The organism is Paenibacillus sp. cl6col (genome assembly GCF_900102125.1).
Lineage (GTDB): Bacteria > Bacillota > Bacilli > Paenibacillales > Paenibacillaceae > Paenibacillus_B > Paenibacillus_B suaedae.
The window spans coordinates 145,458-161,697 of the sequence record NZ_FNAZ01000005.1; the positions used below are offsets into that span (position 1 = coordinate 145,458).

The 16,240-nt window shown below is 47.4% G+C and carries 14 protein-coding genes; 11 read left to right on the forward strand and 3 right to left on the reverse strand.

Annotation, left to right across the window (positions count from 1 at the left end; all coding sequences use genetic code 11):
- Positions 1-130: 130 nt before the first annotated feature.
- The 3 genes from BLS15_RS15000 to BLS15_RS15010 form a co-directional block, all read right to left on the reverse strand.
- Entirely contained in the window at positions 131-1,423 is a 1,293-nt protein-coding gene (locus BLS15_RS15000) for a helix-turn-helix domain-containing protein (protein WP_028533813.1), read from the reverse strand.
- A 407-nt stretch (positions 1,424-1,830) separates the two neighbouring features.
- Complete coding sequence (locus BLS15_RS15005; protein WP_028533814.1) at positions 1,831-2,883, reverse strand: cytochrome d ubiquinol oxidase subunit II; 1,053 nt, start codon at positions 2,881-2,883, stop codon at positions 1,831-1,833.
- On the reverse strand, positions 2,880-4,241 hold the full coding sequence (locus tag BLS15_RS15010) for a cytochrome ubiquinol oxidase subunit I (RefSeq protein WP_021252123.1): 1,362 nt from the start codon (positions 4,239-4,241) through the stop codon (positions 2,880-2,882). Before BLS15_RS15010 ends, BLS15_RS15005 begins: the two co-directional genes overlap by 4 nt.
- Before the next feature lie 408 nt (positions 4,242-4,649).
- On the opposite strand from BLS15_RS15010, the gene BLS15_RS15015 reads away from it, so the two are divergent.
- The 11 genes from BLS15_RS15015 (at position 4,650) to BLS15_RS15065 (ending at position 16,208) form a co-directional block, all read left to right on the forward strand.
- Positions 4,650-5,777 carry a methyl-accepting chemotaxis protein gene (locus tag BLS15_RS15015; RefSeq protein WP_090512294.1) on the forward strand — a complete coding sequence of 376 codons (1,128 nt, stop codon included), beginning with the start codon at positions 4,650-4,652 and terminating at the stop codon, positions 5,775-5,777.
- A 130-nt stretch (positions 5,778-5,907) separates the two neighbouring features.
- Positions 5,908-6,912, forward strand: coding sequence for a PstS family phosphate ABC transporter substrate-binding protein (locus tag BLS15_RS15020; RefSeq protein ID WP_175460780.1), 1,005 nt, complete (start codon positions 5,908-5,910; stop codon positions 6,910-6,912).
- A gap of 148 nt (positions 6,913-7,060) precedes the next feature.
- A complete protein-coding gene (gene pstC, locus BLS15_RS15025; RefSeq protein ID WP_090512298.1) occupies positions 7,061-7,987 on the forward strand; it encodes a phosphate ABC transporter permease subunit PstC in 927 nt (308 codons plus the stop codon).
- A gap of 4 nt (positions 7,988-7,991) precedes the next feature.
- Positions 7,992-8,867 carry a phosphate ABC transporter permease PstA gene (pstA, locus tag BLS15_RS15030; RefSeq protein ID WP_028533817.1) on the forward strand — a complete coding sequence of 292 codons (876 nt, stop codon included), beginning with the start codon at positions 7,992-7,994 and terminating at the stop codon, positions 8,865-8,867.
- Between the two features lie 12 nt (positions 8,868-8,879).
- Positions 8,880-9,653, forward strand: a complete 774-nt coding sequence (gene pstB, locus BLS15_RS15035; protein WP_021252118.1) for a phosphate ABC transporter ATP-binding protein PstB — start codon at positions 8,880-8,882, stop codon at positions 9,651-9,653.
- A 33-nt stretch (positions 9,654-9,686) separates the two neighbouring features.
- The gene (phoU, locus tag BLS15_RS15040; protein ID WP_021252117.1) at positions 9,687-10,346 is read left to right on the forward strand and encodes a phosphate signaling complex protein PhoU; all 660 of its coding nucleotides are present in this window, start codon (positions 9,687-9,689) and stop codon (positions 10,344-10,346) included.
- A 160-nt stretch (positions 10,347-10,506) separates the two neighbouring features.
- Positions 10,507-13,179, forward strand: coding sequence for a DNA polymerase I (gene polA, locus BLS15_RS15045; RefSeq protein WP_065293585.1), 2,673 nt, complete (start codon positions 10,507-10,509; stop codon positions 13,177-13,179).
- Between the two features lie 101 nt (positions 13,180-13,280).
- Entirely contained in the window at positions 13,281-14,114 is an 834-nt protein-coding gene (gene mutM / locus BLS15_RS15050) for a DNA-formamidopyrimidine glycosylase (protein ID WP_090512303.1), read from the forward strand.
- 143 nt (positions 14,115-14,257) lie between these two features.
- Positions 14,258-14,998 carry an MntP/YtaF family protein gene (locus tag BLS15_RS15055; RefSeq protein WP_090512307.1) on the forward strand — a complete coding sequence of 247 codons (741 nt, stop codon included), beginning with the start codon at positions 14,258-14,260 and terminating at the stop codon, positions 14,996-14,998.
- Positions 14,999-15,027: 29 nt separating this feature from the next.
- Positions 15,028-15,624 carry a dephospho-CoA kinase gene (gene coaE, locus BLS15_RS15060; protein ID WP_021252113.1) on the forward strand — a complete coding sequence of 199 codons (597 nt, stop codon included), beginning with the start codon at positions 15,028-15,030 and terminating at the stop codon, positions 15,622-15,624.
- A complete protein-coding gene (locus tag BLS15_RS15065) occupies positions 15,621-16,208 on the forward strand; it encodes a lytic transglycosylase domain-containing protein (RefSeq protein ID WP_021252112.1) in 588 nt (195 codons plus the stop codon). Before coaE ends, BLS15_RS15065 begins: the two co-directional genes overlap by 4 nt.
- The last annotated feature ends 32 nt before the right edge of the window (positions 16,209-16,240 follow it).

Consider the following 16,240-nt stretch of genomic DNA (forward strand, 5'->3'; position numbering starts at 1 on the left):
AAAAGAGTACCAAGTTGGCACTCTTACCATGGGTGATGTCCGTTATCACTTCCCAATGTCGACAAAAATGTTGTTAGTCCGATAATAACGGTGAAAAGGAGACCATTGTATAGCTTTGCTTTGAAACGTTTCACATGAACCCCTCCAATTTATGTTCTTTAGCTGCGCTGCGTTTATAAAATGTATTCAATTTAGCTAATGTGGATATGGGCATGTCAAGGTTTTGTTGCAGATGGCTATGCACGATTTGATTTATGCATTCTTTTTCGTGATCAGTGTCATTAATTTTTGAATAGTGCAGCGCGCTCTCCAGAAAATCAGATATCCCTTTATCGAGATCGTCAACGGCAATGAAATATTCAGCTCGGTGATAATAATATTCGGCTAGCTGCGAGATTATGTTGGGGTTATTCGTACTAATGGATTTTGGACATATTGGGTATGAAAGTAATTGTTCGGCTTCATATAACCGATTTCCTTTAAAATATATTTTTAATAACTGATTGATTGCTAGAAGAGCATCATCCTGGTTGCATGTTTTTAGAAAGTTCTTAAGCAGTTCGATAGCTACTTCGGAGTTTCCCCTTCTTGCGTTTAATGATGCCTTCATAAGCAGTGAATACGCCTTGATGTGTGGGTAGTCATATTTTTCATATTGTATTGAATAATATTCGGACTTGTCGTAATCCTCAAGATAGAAATAAGAATCGCGCAATATGCCAAGCGCATTGATGTAGTACCAATTGTCTGCATCTGCTTCTTGGAGTACATGAAGGCAGAGATCAATGCTCTCCCGGTATAAAAATAAATTAAACGCGTGAATTCCTAATTTGTAATACAGAATGATTCTGTCCTCGCAGCTTAAAAAATGGGCGTATTCCACAATATATTTACGCCCATTGTAAACCGTACGGAGCCTTGTAAAATCATCTCGTTCGATGAGGTACACCTGGAGTAAGCCTTTTGCCAAAAAAGGCATGATGCCGTGATCGCGTGAGTAGTCAACGATCAATTGGTATAAGGCCAAGCGAATATCCTTGCGTTCCACTGAAGCTGTGAAGCTATATAGGCGTTCGACTAAGGAGTGGCTGTCGTCGCTTGGTGATTCTAGAAACTTGGCACCTACTGTTCGTGCCAGTTCGGCGGAGCCTGAATGCTGGATCACGTCCTGCAGTATATGCAGCCGCATTTCTGCTCGTTTGTCCACGCTTATGTACAGTTCGACAACCGTATCCAACGGGATGCGCAGTGCTTCGACAAGCGGGCGAAGTGTCGTATATTCTGGCCTCTTGACGTCTTCGTTTTCGATTTTCGATATTGTGCCTTTATGAACGCCGGATGTTTCTGATAATTGCGCTAAAGTCATGCCGCTATTGCGCCTATAACTATGTATTAATTCGCCGATGGACAATATCTGTGCCATCCTGTATGCACCTACTCTCATTTTCAATCATATACTCCTATAATTTACCATAGATTTTGTCGAATGGGAATGTTTGGATTGTTTGGATGGGATCAAAAGTTAAAAAAGTGTCGATTATAAGGAAATTAATCAATTCCATTAACAAAAAAGAACCTTGCCCGTACGGTGGCAAGGTTCTCCATGGATGATGCGAGAGACAGCGATCTAAATATCCTCCTCATTCATGTCTCGTGAGCCCCAATAAAATAGGGCAATGACGAAAGCGATGACAATAATGAACGGGGCATAAAAGATTAAAAATTGATTCATCTGCTCTGTGCTCCTTTATATTTAATATAGCACTGCGCGACATTCATATCTGCCGCTTCATCCGCTACATAGCACTGCATGAATACCTTCTCATCCTCTTAGATGTGCTTCTTCCCTGTACGCCCGCCTTTTCCGCTTTTAATCCCCTTCACATAGTTCGCGTCGAACAGGAACAAGCGAAGGAGCAGGAAGAGGGAAGGCAGCAGAATGAGCAGTCCAAGGACGAATACAACGATCAGCGCATAGGCCATAGCCGGATTCGTGACATGCTCATAGACATTGATGTATGGGTAGAGCACATAAGGCAAATGTGCCGAACCGTATCCGAACCATGCGAACCCGAATTGTAAGATGACACATAGAAACGCTAAGCCATAACGGCGTCTTCTCCATACATAATAGACGGCGATGACGAAGAACAGGAAGGACAGAACGAACATCCATGCCCGATCCACCATATTGTTGAAGTGCTCCGCATTATGACCCTGAATGGCGTAGAACACGAACAAGCTGGCTAGGATGGTGGGCGCGGACCACATCAGGGCATATTTGCGCACAATGTTGAGTGCCCCTTTATCCTCAGCTTTGGATGCATAGTACGTCAGGAACATGGCGGAAATGTACAACACGCTGACCAGGGCGAGCACGATAACGGAATAGGGGTAGATGTTAGTGAACAGGCTCAGGAACTGGAATGAAATGCTGCCGTCAGCCCCCTCCGTGATATACCCTCCTTCAGAAATCGCGAGCACGGTGGACAACGCAGCGGGAATGAGCCATCCACTGACTCCATATAGAAACAGGTAGATACGATTACTCTTAACCCCATATGTGCTAAAGGCATAGTACGATCCTCGTAAGGCAAGCAGAATGAGCGCTAGACTGCCTGGGACGAGCAGTGCTGTTCCATAGTAGTACGCGGAATCGGGGAAGAATCCGACCAAGCCGATGTAGAAGAAGACTAAGAACACATTGGTTACTTCCCATACAGGGGACAGGTAACGCTCAATCACGTTATGGATTATATGGCGCTTGCCCGTTACCGAGCTGACATAACTGAAGAAGCCTGCCCCGAAGTCGATGGACGCAACAAGCAGATAGCCGAACAGGAAGATCCATAGAACGGTGATGCCGACTAATTCGTAACTCATTTCTTCCCTCCTCCTTCCCAGCCAAGTGCCTTAATTTCGTCTTCAGCAGGGTTGTGCTTGAACATGCGAATGAGCACCCGAATAGCAGTCACTGTGATTAATAGATAGAGCAGCGTGAACAGCCACAGCATTGTATCCACGTGATTGGATGTTGTTGCGCCCTCGGTTACCGTCATGACTTTCCATAGAATCCAAGGCTGCCGTCCAATCTCAGCGAACATCCATCCGAATTCGATAGCCAACACCGAGAGCGGAGCGCCAAGCACAACGGCTCTTAGCAGCAGACGATTATGTGGCTTTTTCAGACTTTGCCGGCGATTGCGCATGAACCAGATGACATACCATAGGGACACGACCGTTAAATACATGCCGATAAACACCATGGAGTCGAAGAAGTAGTGGGATGCCTTAAGCGGAGGTCTCTCCTCCACGGGCACTTCGTTCAATCCCTTCACGACAGTATCGGGGGTGCCGCCTGCTAATATGCTCAAGGCAAATGGGATATGAAATCCGTATTTTACCTCATTATTTTCGGTAAGAATGCCACCGAAGACGAGCTCAGCATGGGACTTCGTCTCGAAGTGCCATTCTGCTGCCGCCAGCTTCTCGGGCTGATATTCATGCAAATACTTGCCTGAGAAGTCGCCGATGACAGCTGTTGCGACAGAGAAGAGCAGGGCGGTCACCATCGACATGCGGAGCGCTTTTTTGTAATACGCGTGAGTGCGGCCGCGCAGTAGAGACATAGCAGAGATGGCTGCCATGATGAAGGCGCAAGTCACATAGGCGGTCGCGAGTACATGTCCAACTTTCGTTGGCATGGCTGGATTGAACATCGCTACGATGGGTTCAATATTCGTCATTTTCCCGTTCACCAAATCAAATCCGCGTGGTGCATTCATAAAGCCGTTAACAGCCGTAATGAAGAAGGCAGAGGCTGAGGAGCCTATAGCGACCGGGACGAGCAGAAGGAAATGATAGATGCGGTTCGGGAAGCGATCCCAGGTGTATAAATAGATGCCAAGAAAGATGGCTTCCACAAAAAACGCGAATGTCTCCATGAATAAAGGCAAAGCGATAGCCTGTCCTGCAACCCGCATAAAGTTCGGCCACAACAAGCTCAACTGTAGACCGATGCATGTCCCTGTTACGACGCCTACAGCTACAGTAACCGTGAACCCGCGAGCCCAGCGGCGCGCCATAAGCAGATAATAGGAGTCGCCTCGCTTAATGCCGATCCATTCCGCAAGTGCAATCATTAACGGCATTCCGACACCAATAGTGGCGTATACGATATGTACGAACAGTGTTAGCCCGGTAAGTATGCGGCTGAAAATAACCGGATCATAGGTGAGCATGTGAGGTCAACACTCCTTCAAATATAAGTTCCGATCGTTCAGAATAGCCTTCGCAAGAAGGACAGCAGCATGATCGCGCCAACAACAAAGCAGACGACGATAAGCATTTTTTCTTGCTTTCTTATTTTTTCAATATGGTTGTTATCAGATCCCATTCATAGTCCCTCCCTTTTATCCCGAGAGAACGATCCCCGAAAAATAGGTTTGCCCTTGAAAAAGCTCCTAGTGAAATGATGCCCGTTTTTTCGATGTCTATGATGAAATCGTGAAAGTTAGTCTTATCAAGATATGAAAATGAGGAAAAGTCGATTTACAAAATCTTAAAACACGCAATATGGCAGCATTAACATTACCGTGCTACATTGGGACTAAAGACCGATAACAGGACTAGAGTAGGAGTGGGAGCTTATGACGATGTTGCTAACGAAGATGGAAGTAAGACGTGAGGGAGCGAATCGACAATCCATAATGAAGAGAGAGTATGAGGATCTCATTCAATTCGCACCGATCATTCTTGCCAGCACCACCATTGAAGAAGCGGATCATCGATTTCGGGAGGATGGCTCGCTGCGCTGCCTTGTCATAGGAAATGAACATTCTGAACCGATTGGCATTGTGATGCGGGAGAGATTCCATGAAAAAATGAGCAAGCGATTCTCTCCTGCACTTTATTACGAAAAACCAATTGTACGCGTAATGGATAATGAGGCACTCATTGTCGAATGCGGTATTGAAACTGAACAACTATTGGATATGTCAGCGTCCCGTTCTGAGGAACGAATGTACGACAGTATTGTGGTCACACGTGGGGGCAAATATGTCGGAATACTCACCTCCAAGCAGCTGTCATCCTTATCCAATCAAATACGACTCGAAGCGAAGCAGAAGGAATCGGAGGTTATTACGTCCACGCGGGGAGCATTGCACAGCATATTAACAGAAACAGAGCATGTCCGCCAAGCTTCAGCAGATGGCAAATCGCACGCAGATCGGATGATCGACGAAACATTGACGGGAAAGACAGTGCTTGATCAGGTATCTTCAGCATTTCAACAGGTGTCAATACGTGTGGAGAGCCAGGCAAGACAAACAAAGAAATTGACAGAGCATACAACAGCGGTGGCGGATGCCGTCAGCGTTATTCGCTCATGGTCGGATTCTTGTCATATGCTGGCGCTCAATGCATCCATTGAAGCTGCGCGTGCAGGGGAGCATGGGCGCGGGTTCGAGGTGGTTGCGTCCGAGGTGCGCAAGTTGGCTTCGTTAACCAAGGCAGCCACGGAGCAAATCGATGAGACGCTCCATCAGATGATGGAAGCTTTAACGCTGACGATTACGACTGGCGATCAAGCTCATTCCGAAGTGAATACGACGCTTGAAGGCTTGAACGCTGCCTTGTCCAAGTTCGAGCAGTTGTTCCGTGCCATAGCAGAAAATCGCAATCGATTGGATCAAGTAGATGCTTACGCAGCACGCATGGCTGTGACAGCGAATGAGGCAAATCGACAGTTACAGACAATGTCAGCGGAAGATTGATTTTTTTACATTCCGTTAACAAATAAACCAAACAGTCTTAACAAACAGCCATTAACATACTAGATGTGAGACAAACAACGAATACATTACAACACAACACATGGGAATCAATCAAAAGGAGTGGATTGTCTTGAAAAAATGGGGAAAACAAATCATGATGCTCACGCTCGTAGCAGCGTTGACAGTAGTATTGGCTGCTTGTGGAGGCAAGAAGGATGATGCTTATGCAAATCAAGGAAACAACGCGGCAACAACGGAAACGAACAATTCGGCGAAGGAAACGACTAGCCCTGAGAAGTTGACAGGCACGATCGAAATAGATGGATCCAGTACAGTATATCCAATCGCAGAAGCGATTGCAGAAGAGTTCGGCAAAGAGAACGGCGAAGTACGCGTATCGGTTGGTACAGCAGGTACAGGCGGCGGTTTCAAACGCTTCATTAATAGTGAGACAGCAATCAGCAACGCTTCTCGTCCAATCAAAGAAAAAGAAGCAGCTGCTGCAAAAGAAAAAGGGATCGACTACTTGGAATTGTCTGTAGCTTATGATGGCTTGTCCATCGTAGTGAATAAGGACAACACTTGGGTGGATCACATTACAACAGATGAACTGAAGAAAATCTATGAGCCTAACTCGAAAGTAAAAACATGGGCTGACGTTCGTGCAGGATGGCCAGCAGAAGATATTAAAATTTATTCGCCGGATACAAACCACGGCACATTCGACTACTTCACTGAAGAAATCAACGGCAAAGCACAAGAGAGCCGCAATGACAAGCAAATCACATTCAGTGCCGATACGAATGCTATCGTGCAAGGGGTATCTGGTGATAAGAACGCTATGGGCTACTTCGGATTCTCTTACTACGAAGAGAACCAAGACAAGCTGAAACTAATACCAGTTGACGGCGGCAAAGGCGCAATCGCTCCTTCTGAAGAGACAATTAAAGATGGAAGTTATGCACCACTGTCCCGCCCGCTCTTCATCTATGTGAACAAGAAGAAGCTGGAGCAGCCAGAAGTGAAAGCATTCGTTGATTACTATATGAAAAATGTAGGCAACATCGCGAAGGAAGTCGGATACGTTGCACTTCCACAAGAAAAATACGATGAGCAAATGAACTTGTTGAAATAAGAGAAGTACTGACTTCGGCTTCGGTTATAGTCAGCATCATACTAGCAGTGAAATGTGATGTCTCTCCAAAAACAAATGTTTGAGGCATCACATTTTCACGAAGTCAATGTTAACGAATTGTAAAAGAACGCAAAGAGAGGTTAGGGCTATGCACGGTAATCTCCCGCAGCGAGAGACGACGATATCATTCAAAAATGGCAAAGTACATGTAACCGATAAAATTGTTCCGATTTTATTATTTCTATGTGCCGCTTTGTCTGTAGCGACAACCATCGGGATTGTTTACACGCTCTTTTCTGAAACGTTCTCTTTCTTGAAGCAAGTCAAGATTACAGAATTCTTGTTCGGTACAACGTGGAGCCCGCTCATATCACCGAAGTCCTTCGGCATCCTGCCGCTGCTAGGTGGTACGTTAATGATTACGGTTATTGCTTGTCTGGTTGCGATACCGATTGGACTTGCAAGTGCAATCTACTTGAGCGAATATGCACCTACTCGTGTTCGCAAAATTGTGAAGCCGATTCTTGAAGTATTGGCTGGTATCCCAACGATTGTTTACGGTTATTTTGCTCTAACCTTCGTTACGCCGTTGTTGAAGTTTATCTTCCCATCGACGGGAATGTTCAATGCGTTAAGCGCAGGTCTTGTTGTCGGGATTATGATTATTCCGATGGTCTCTTCCTTGTCTGAGGATGCGATGTCGGCAGTACCGCGCAGCTTGCGAAATGGGGCATATGCACTCGGGGCAACAAGATTTGAGGTTGCGTTGAAAATTGTGGTTCCAGCAGCTTTCTCGGGTATCGTATCATCCGCTGTACTTGCCTTCTCGCGCGCAATTGGCGAGACGATGATAGTAACGATTGCTGCAGGTGCAACACCGCATTTGACCTGGAATCCGCTAGAGAGCATCCAGACGATGACGGCTTATATTGTACAGGTCAGCATGGGAGATACACCGCATGGCTCCATTGAGTATGGAACGATCTTTGCTGTTGGTATGACCTTGTTCGTGATTACGTTCCTGCTTAATATTTTGGCGCTGTGGGTGGCAAGACGCTTCAGGGAGGAGTACTAAGCTAATGAGTATGTTTCAAGATGCAAACCGCAAACAGATTGGTACCCGCCGGAAGGTAGACCTTGTGCTTCATATCCTGTTCCTGGTGGCAACTTCTATCGGTATTATTGCGCTAATGGCCTTGCTGATTCAGATCATGATGGATGGATTGTCTCGTTTGAACCTTGATCTGTTTACGAATTACCCTTCGCGAATGGCTGCGAAGGCTGGGATGAAATCAGCAATTGTCGGTTCCATTTACATGGTGCTTATTATGGCTCCTATCTCGTTCGTCCTCGGCGTAGGAGCGGCGATCTATCTTGAGGAATATGCGAAGAAGAATAGGCTAACACGGTTAATTCAACTGAATATTAGTACGTTGGCCGGGGTTCCATCCATTGTGTACGGGATTCTAGGATTAACAATCTTCGTACGCGGATTGGCTCTGGAACGCAGCTTGCTCTCCGGAGCGCTTACGATGACGCTGCTCGTGCTGCCGATTATTATCGTGTCTGCACAGGAAGCCATCCGTGCAGTACCTAGGGCGCGCCGGGATGCTTCATTCGCTCTCGGTGCAACGAAATGGCAGACGGTATCCCGTTCTGTGCTTCCGTCTTCGATTTCCAGTATTATGACAGGCGTTATCTTGGCATTGTCCCGGGCAATCGGGGAGACAGCACCGCTCGTTATGATTGGGGCATTGACTTTCGTTGCGTTTCTGCCAGAGAGCATTATGGATCAGTTTACCGTTATGCCGATTCAAATCTTCAACTGGGTATCTAGACCGCAACTTGCATTCCATGAACTGGCTGCAGCAGGCATCATCGTGCTTCTGGCGCTGCTTATCATTATGAATATCTCAGCAGTTATTCTACGCAATAAATATCAGAAACATATTTAAGGAGACGATAGCATGAGCACAGCGACTGCCTTACAGACGTTAATCGACATTAAGAACTTAAACTTGTACTACGGTACGTATCATGCCTTGAAAAATGTCACTATGACGATTCCGGAGAAGGCAGTCACTGCGTTCATCGGACCGTCCGGCTGCGGGAAATCTACGTTGCTTCGTACATTGAACCGCATGAACGACATGATCATAGGCACGCGTATTGAAGGAACAGTTGCGATTGGTGGGACAGATATCTACAGCAACGAAGTTGATGTGGAAACACTTCGCAAAAAAGTAGGTATGGTATTCCAGCAGCCGAACCCATTTCCGAAGTCGATTTATGACAACATTGCTTACGGCCCGCGTCTTCATGGCATCCGCAGCAAAGCGAAGCTGGATGAGATTGTTGAGCAGAGCTTGAAGCAAGCTGTACTGTGGGATGAAGTAAAGGACTACTTGAAGCGCTCTGCCTTCAGTCTGTCTGGTGGTCAGCAGCAGCGTCTCTGTATCGCGCGCGCATTGGCAGTCAACCCTGACATTCTGCTGATGGACGAGGCGACTTCGGCCTTGGATCCAATCTCTACGCTGAAGATTGAAGAGCTTGTTCAAGAGCTGAAGCATAAGTACACGATTGTTATGGTTACGCACAATATGCATCAAGCTGCTCGTGTATCGGATCAGACGGTGTTCTTCTTGAACGGGGAAGTCGTTGAATTCGATCATACGGAGACGTTGTTCTCGAATCCAACTGATAAGCGGACAGAGGATTACATTACAGGCCGCTTCGGCTAAATTTGATAAGAAGGATAAGGAGTGTAGCTGCAAATGATCAAGCGGAGAGAGTTCGACTTGGCCTTAGAAGAACTAAGTACATTGCTTGAAGAGATGGGAACGCGGGTAGAGCGTGCCTTGTCGGAATCAATTGAGTCATTGAAGAATATGGATGTCGAGCGTGCCAAGCGAATCATTTCCGAGGATGCTGAGCTGAATCGCATTGAGGAGAAAATTATCGATTTGGGATCGAAGTTGATTTTGACACAGCAGCCTGTTGCGAAGGATTTGCGCCGCATTCTCGTTTCCTTCCGCATCTCCAATGATCTGGAGCGGATGGGAGATCTGTCGATTGACGTAGCGAAGGTTGTGCTGCGCATGGAAGGACAGACGCTCATGAAGCCGTTGATTGACTTGCCTCGCATGGCGGAGACGGTACAGCTGATGATCAGGGAGTCGATTCAAGCTTACATTAAGGAAGACGTGAATCTTGCTTACAAAATGGCGAAGGACGATGACCTCGTCGACCAGTTGTACAGCCAGATCTTCCGAGAGCTGTTGACGTACGTTGTGGAGAATCCGCAAAATGCATCTCAGGCGATGCTGCTTACCTTCGTCGGACGCTACATCGAACGGATAGCCGACCATGCGACTAACATCGGTGAGGCGGTCGTCTATCTTGTGACGAACCAACGCCCTGATCTGAATAATTAATCTTATGGAATCATTGATGAATATGTCATCTTATTCTCCATCCTCCAACCGACCGCGGATCACCCGGTCGGTTATTTTTTTCCCATAATATCATCATTTTCTTTTCTAGTACTGGCTATGCTATCATGAAGGTAGAGAATGGATTGAGGTGCATGAATCAATGGATAAATGGATCATTATTGACGGCAACAATATTATTTACCGCGCTTTCTTTGCAATGCCTCCTCTGACGAATGCTCAAGGATTACATACAAATGCTGTATACGGATTCACGACGATGCTTCTTCGCGTTATTGAAGAAGAGAAGCCGACCCACTTGCTGGTTGCATTTGATGCTGGCAAGGAGACATTCCGACATGGAGATTACAAGGACTATAAGGGCGGTCGGGAGAAGACGCCTTCTGAGCTGTCAGAGCAGTTCCCTGTCTTGAAGCAGCTCCTTGATGCGCTTGGTGTTCCTCATTTCGAGATGAGCGGATACGAGGCGGATGATATTATCGGTACCTTGACTCGCGAAGCGAATGAGCAAGGAATTGAGATGGCGGTTGTGAGCGGGGATAAGGACATGCTCCAGCTTGCTTCTGATCAGGTTACGATTCTGCTCACGCGCAAGGGTGTGACGGAGATTGAGAAATATACACCAGCAGCTTTGCAGGAGAAGTATGGCATTGAGCCATTACAAATTATTGATATGAAGGGTCTAATGGGCGATTCCTCGGACAATATTCCGGGTGTGCCCGGTATTGGAGAGAAGACGGCTCTTAAGCTGCTGCATCAATTCGGCAGCGTAGAGAGTGTGCTTGAGCATGTGGACGAGCTGAAGGGCAAGATGAAGGAGAACCTCATTAATCATGCTGAAGACGCACGCATGAGCAAGAAGCTTGCAACGATCTTCCGTGAGGTGCCGCTGGAGAAGAGCCATGAGGAGATGGCGTATCACGGCATTAAAGCGGACACGGCGATTCCGATGCTGCAGAAGCTCGAGTTCAAGTCAATTATTGAGCGTATGGAGAAGATCGGCCTGATCGAGGGCGGCACGGTTGCATCAGCACCTGCTGATGAAGAGCTGTCTGAGGATAAATTGAACGTGCAGCTCGTGAATGGCGATTTCAGTGGGTTGAAGCAGATAATTGCTTCCGCGGATACAATCATCGTGGAAGCGCATGGAGACAATCCACATCAAGCAGAGCTTATTGGTGTGCTTATCGCGGAAGAGGAGTCCAACTGGTTCTTGACCCGTGAGGAGCTTCTATCTGACGAGGCACAGTTCGTACGGGAATGGATCGCCGATCAAGGGAAGCCGAAGAGCGGCTACGATATGCATTATGCGGAATTGGTGCTGCATTGGACAGGCGTTCCCTATGATGGCTCCGCATTCGATGCTCAGCTTGCTTCCTATGTGCTCAACCCGGATGATGCGGCACTGTCCCTTCAAGCGATTGCGGAGAAGTACGGCTTGTCGTCTAGCCCGACGGATGAAGAAGTGTACGGGAAGGGCGCCAAGTTCAAGGTTCCTGAACTTGAGACTGTTGCGCTGCACGCTGCTCGCAAGGGCAAGCTTGTACGCCAGCTGAAGCCTGTGATGGAGCAATTGCTCCAGGAGCAGGAAATGAACCGGCTTTATTTTGACCTGGAGCTTCCATTGTCTCGCGTACTGGCGCAGATGGAGAAGACCGGCATTCAAGTCGATACAGATGCGCTAAATCAATTAGGTACGCAGTTTACGGAACAAATTGAGACGACAATGAAGCGTATTTATGAGCTCGCGGGCACGGAGTTTAATGTTGGATCGCCGAAGCAGCTTGGTGAGATTCTATTCGATAAGCTCGGACTTCCTGTCATCAAGAAGACGAAGACCGGATATTCCACAGATGCGGAAGTATTGGAGAAGCTGGAGCCTTACCACGAGATCATTCCACTGATTCTGCATTACCGTCAAATGACGAAGCTCCAATCGACGTATATTGAAGGATTACTGAAGGAAGTGCGCAAGGAAACGGGCAATGTCCACACTTACTTCCGTCAGACCATTACAGCGACCGGACGGCTAAGCAGCCAATATCCGAATCTGCAGAATATTCCCGTTCGGCTTGAGGAAGGACGCAAGATTCGTCAGGCGTTTGTTCCTTCGGAGAAGGGATGGCATATCGTTGCTGCCGACTACTCTCAGATTGAGCTTCGTGTATTGGCTCATATCTCGGGAGACGAGAAGCTGAAGGAAGCCTTCCTGCATGACATGGACATTCATACGAAGACCGCGATGGACGTATTCGGTGTATCTCCTGAGCAGGTTGACGCGAATATGCGCCGTTCGGCGAAGGCGGTTAACTTCGGGATTGTATACGGGATTAGTGATTACGGATTGTCTCAGAACTTGAATATTACGCGCAAGGAAGCAGCGCAGTTTATCGAGCAGTATTTCGCTGTATTCCAAGGCGTTAAGCAGTATATGGAAGACATCGTGAAGCTCGCTCGCCAAGACGGCTATGTAAAGACAATGCTGGAGCGCAGACGGTACTTGAAGGATATTCATGCTTCCAACTTCAATCTGCGTTCATTCGCAGAGCGGACGGCGATGAATACTCCGATTCAAGGAACAGCCGCAGATATAATTAAACTCGCCATGGTTCAGATGGATGCTCGTATGCGCGAAGCGGGACTGAAGAGCCGCATGCTGCTGCAAGTACACGATGAATTGGTATTCGAGGTTCCGGATGAAGAAATGGAGACGATGTTGAAGCTTGTTCCTGAAGTAATGGAATCGGCTATTGAGCTCTGTGTTCCGCTGCGAGCAGATGTAAACAGCGGCGAGAATTGGTATGAAGCGAAGTAGAAAGTAAGCCTAAGACGGTGAGCGAGAACGATGTAACAACCGCCAAGCCTACATGAAAGCGGCTTTTTCGGTATAATGAATATATCAAGAGGTGATAGGACATGCCGGAATTGCCGGAAGTAGAAACAGTCAAACAAACATTAAATACATTAGTCGCTGGAAAGCGGATTGAGCGGGTAACGGTTACGCTGCCTCGTATTATCCAGCGGCCGTCAGAAATAGAGCAATTTTGTGATGCATTGAAGGGTCATACGATCGAACGGGTTGAACGCAGGGGCAAGTTCTTGCGGATCCTGCTGGATGGGCTTGTCCTTGTATCCCATCTGCGTATGGAAGGACGCTACGGCGTATATGCTGCTAATGAGCCAGTTGAGAAGCATACGCATGTTATTTTCCATTTCGATGACGGTACCGAGCTGCGTTATAAGGATGTCCGCCAATTCGGCACGATGCATCTATTCGCAGCAGGAGAGGAATGGGAGCAGCCTCCTCTTCATAAGCTGGGGGTAGAACCCTTGTCTCCTGAATTTACTGTCGAACGCTTCGCGGAAGCGATGAGAAGACGGCGCAGCTTTATTAAGCCAGTCCTGCTGAACCAGCACATCGTAGTAGGAATCGGAAATATATATGTGGATGAAGCTCTGTTCAGAGCAGGCATTCACCCGAATCGTGCGGCAGATGAGCTTACGGATGAAGAGTACGCGCTTCTGCATCGCGCGATTATTGAAACCCTTCAGGATGCGGTTGAAGCTGGCGGCTCCTCCATCAAGTCATATGTAAATGGCCAAGGGGAAATGGGGATGTTCCAGCATCAGCTGCAAATGTATGGACGTCAAGGGCAACCTTGTGTTCAATGCGGTAGTATCATTGAGAAGACAGTAGTCGGCGGTCGGGGTACCCATTACTGCCCGGTATGCCAGCATCGTTCTAAGTAATGGAAACCTAGGTAAACTGAAAAGTTGAATAAGCACTCTTATCCACTCTTGCCCATATGATATGGTAAATCGGGATTCCTAAGCTGTGAGTTGTACGCTAGTTTGCACTAGCTTGGGAACTGCCTAGCGGGAGGGAACGGTAGTTGCTTATTCATACAGTATCTTTGTTCATCCTGGCTTTTGCCTTGAGTCTGGATAGCTTCGGAGTAGGAATGACCTACGGATTGCGCCGGCTCCGCATCCCTTGGACTTCAATTGCTGTCATTGCATGCTGCTCTGGACTGGTCATTCTACTGTCGATGCAAGTGGGCAACTTGCTTATTCAGTATGTATCACCTGCTGTAGCTCAATGGATCGGATCACTTATTCTTGTCGGGATTGGCTGTTGGGCTATCCTGCAGCTGCTTCGCTCATCGCACGATGAGGATGATCCGTTGAATCACATAGCAAGCAGTGAAGATGCGGCAGCAGATCAGATGCATATATCAGCAGTTGTTCAATCCTCTTCAGTTCCATCTATTCCGATGGGGGATGAGCCGAAGCAAGTGGTGCGCATTCAATTGAAGAGCCTGGGCGTTGTCATTCAAATATTGAAGACTCCAAGCGCAGCGGACATGGATCGTTCAGGCACCATTAGTGCAATAGAGGCTGCGTGGCTTGGGGTAGCGTTGTCGTTGGATGCATTTGGAGCGGGTATAGGAGCCGCACTGTTAGGCTATCCTGCACTCATGACCGCGATTGTTATTGCCTTATTCAGCGGCATATTTCTGCGACTCGGCATTCATGTTGGGATTGCATTCGCAGGCGCGCGCTGGATTGGGAAGCTGTCATTTGTGCCGGGACTGATGTTAATTATAATGGGGATTATTAAGCTGCTGACGTAAGCGGCATTATTATAGAATGAGGTGAAGGCATGAACATCGGGTTAACCGGAGGCATTGCTTCCGGCAAGAGCACCGTCTCCCGATTACTAGTGGAGCGAGGCGCTCTGCTGGTTGATGCTGATAAGATTGCCAGGGAAGTCGTTCTCCCTGGCAGTCCCGTGTTGGAACAAATTGCGGTGCATTTCGGATCGGACATGCTGCTTGTGGACGGAACGCTCAATCGGAAGCGATTAGGGGAGGTTGTCTTTGCAGATGAGACAAGTCGCAAAGCGTTAGAAAGCATCACCCACCCGGCTATCCGGAAGGAAATCCAGCGTCAAATGCATCAATATGAGACGGACTATCCAGAACGTCTTGTTGTCGTTGATATTCCGCTCCTGTATGAGTCAGGTCTAAGCGAGATGTTCGATTCGATATTGGTAGTGTATGTTCCAAAAAGTGTTCAATTACAGCGTCTAATGGAACGGGACGGTTGGAGCGAGCGCGAAGCTGAACAGAGGCTGAATGCTCAGTGGAGTATGGAGAAAAAGCGAGAGCTGGCGGACATTATTATCGACAATAGCGGTTCGTTGGAAGATACGATCAAGCAGCTCGACCATTTCTGGTCGGAGAAAGGCTTGCCATGAATCGTATGATGAAAATGCTCCGCAAAAAGAGAGTGCTATTGCTGTTGTTTTTGGGCATGCTGTTCTTGCTGTTCGTTCAGTCGCAATGGCTGGGGAGATGGATGTACCCGATTGCATATGAAGACGAGATCCGCAAATATGCAGCTCAATATGATGTAGATCCTCTGCTTGTGGCTGCTATCATTCGAGTGGAGACGAACTTCCAAGCGGGGCGCGAATCTCGCAAGGGAGCGATTGGAGTCATGCAGCTGATGCCGGAAACGGCTACATGGGCGATGGAGCAGCTGAAGATGAATAATCGTTGGTCTTTAGACGAGTTGAAAAATACGGCCGACCCCAATATTCTTATTGGCACATGGTATCTGAAATCGTTGCATAAGCAATTCAATGAGAATTGGATCGCGGCGATCGCTGCTTACAACGCGGGTCCCGGCAATGTGAACAAATGGATTCGCAACAAAGTATGGGACGGCAGCTATGACACAGCCAAGCAGCAAATTCCATATGGGGAAACAAAGTTGTACGTACAGCGTGTTATCCATTATTATGATAAGTATAAAAACATCTATCCGAAAATGAAGTAGAATGAAGAAGAAGCATCGGACAAGCCGATACC

What these genes read in the sequence shown, in the direction of transcription:
- BLS15_RS15065 (WP_021252112.1), top strand. Translation starts at nt 15,621, where the DNA reads ATGAATCGTATGATGAAAATGCTCCGCAAAAAGAGAGTGCTATTGCTG.
- phoU (WP_021252117.1), top strand. Translation starts at nt 9,687, where the DNA reads ATGATCAAGCGGAGAGAGTTCGACTTGGCCTTAGAAGAACTAAGTACA.
- BLS15_RS15005 (WP_028533814.1), bottom strand. Translation starts at nt 2,883, where the DNA reads ATGAGTTACGAATTAGTCGGCATCACCGTTCTATGGATCTTCCTGTTC.
- BLS15_RS15015 (WP_090512294.1), top strand. Translation starts at nt 4,650, where the DNA reads ATGACGATGTTGCTAACGAAGATGGAAGTAAGACGTGAGGGAGCGAAT.
- pstC (WP_090512298.1), top strand. Translation starts at nt 7,061, where the DNA reads ATGCACGGTAATCTCCCGCAGCGAGAGACGACGATATCATTCAAAAAT.
- polA (WP_065293585.1), top strand. Translation starts at nt 10,507, where the DNA reads ATGGATAAATGGATCATTATTGACGGCAACAATATTATTTACCGCGCT.
- BLS15_RS15000 (WP_028533813.1), bottom strand. Translation starts at nt 1,423, where the DNA reads ATGGCACAGATATTGTCCATCGGCGAATTAATACATAGTTATAGGCGC.
- pstA (WP_028533817.1), top strand. Translation starts at nt 7,992, where the DNA reads ATGAGTATGTTTCAAGATGCAAACCGCAAACAGATTGGTACCCGCCGG.
- pstB (WP_021252118.1), top strand. Translation starts at nt 8,880, where the DNA reads ATGAGCACAGCGACTGCCTTACAGACGTTAATCGACATTAAGAACTTA.
- mutM (WP_090512303.1), top strand. Translation starts at nt 13,281, where the DNA reads ATGCCGGAATTGCCGGAAGTAGAAACAGTCAAACAAACATTAAATACA.
- coaE (WP_021252113.1), top strand. Translation starts at nt 15,028, where the DNA reads ATGAACATCGGGTTAACCGGAGGCATTGCTTCCGGCAAGAGCACCGTC.
- BLS15_RS15010 (WP_021252123.1), bottom strand. Translation starts at nt 4,241, where the DNA reads ATGCTCACCTATGATCCGGTTATTTTCAGCCGCATACTTACCGGGCTA.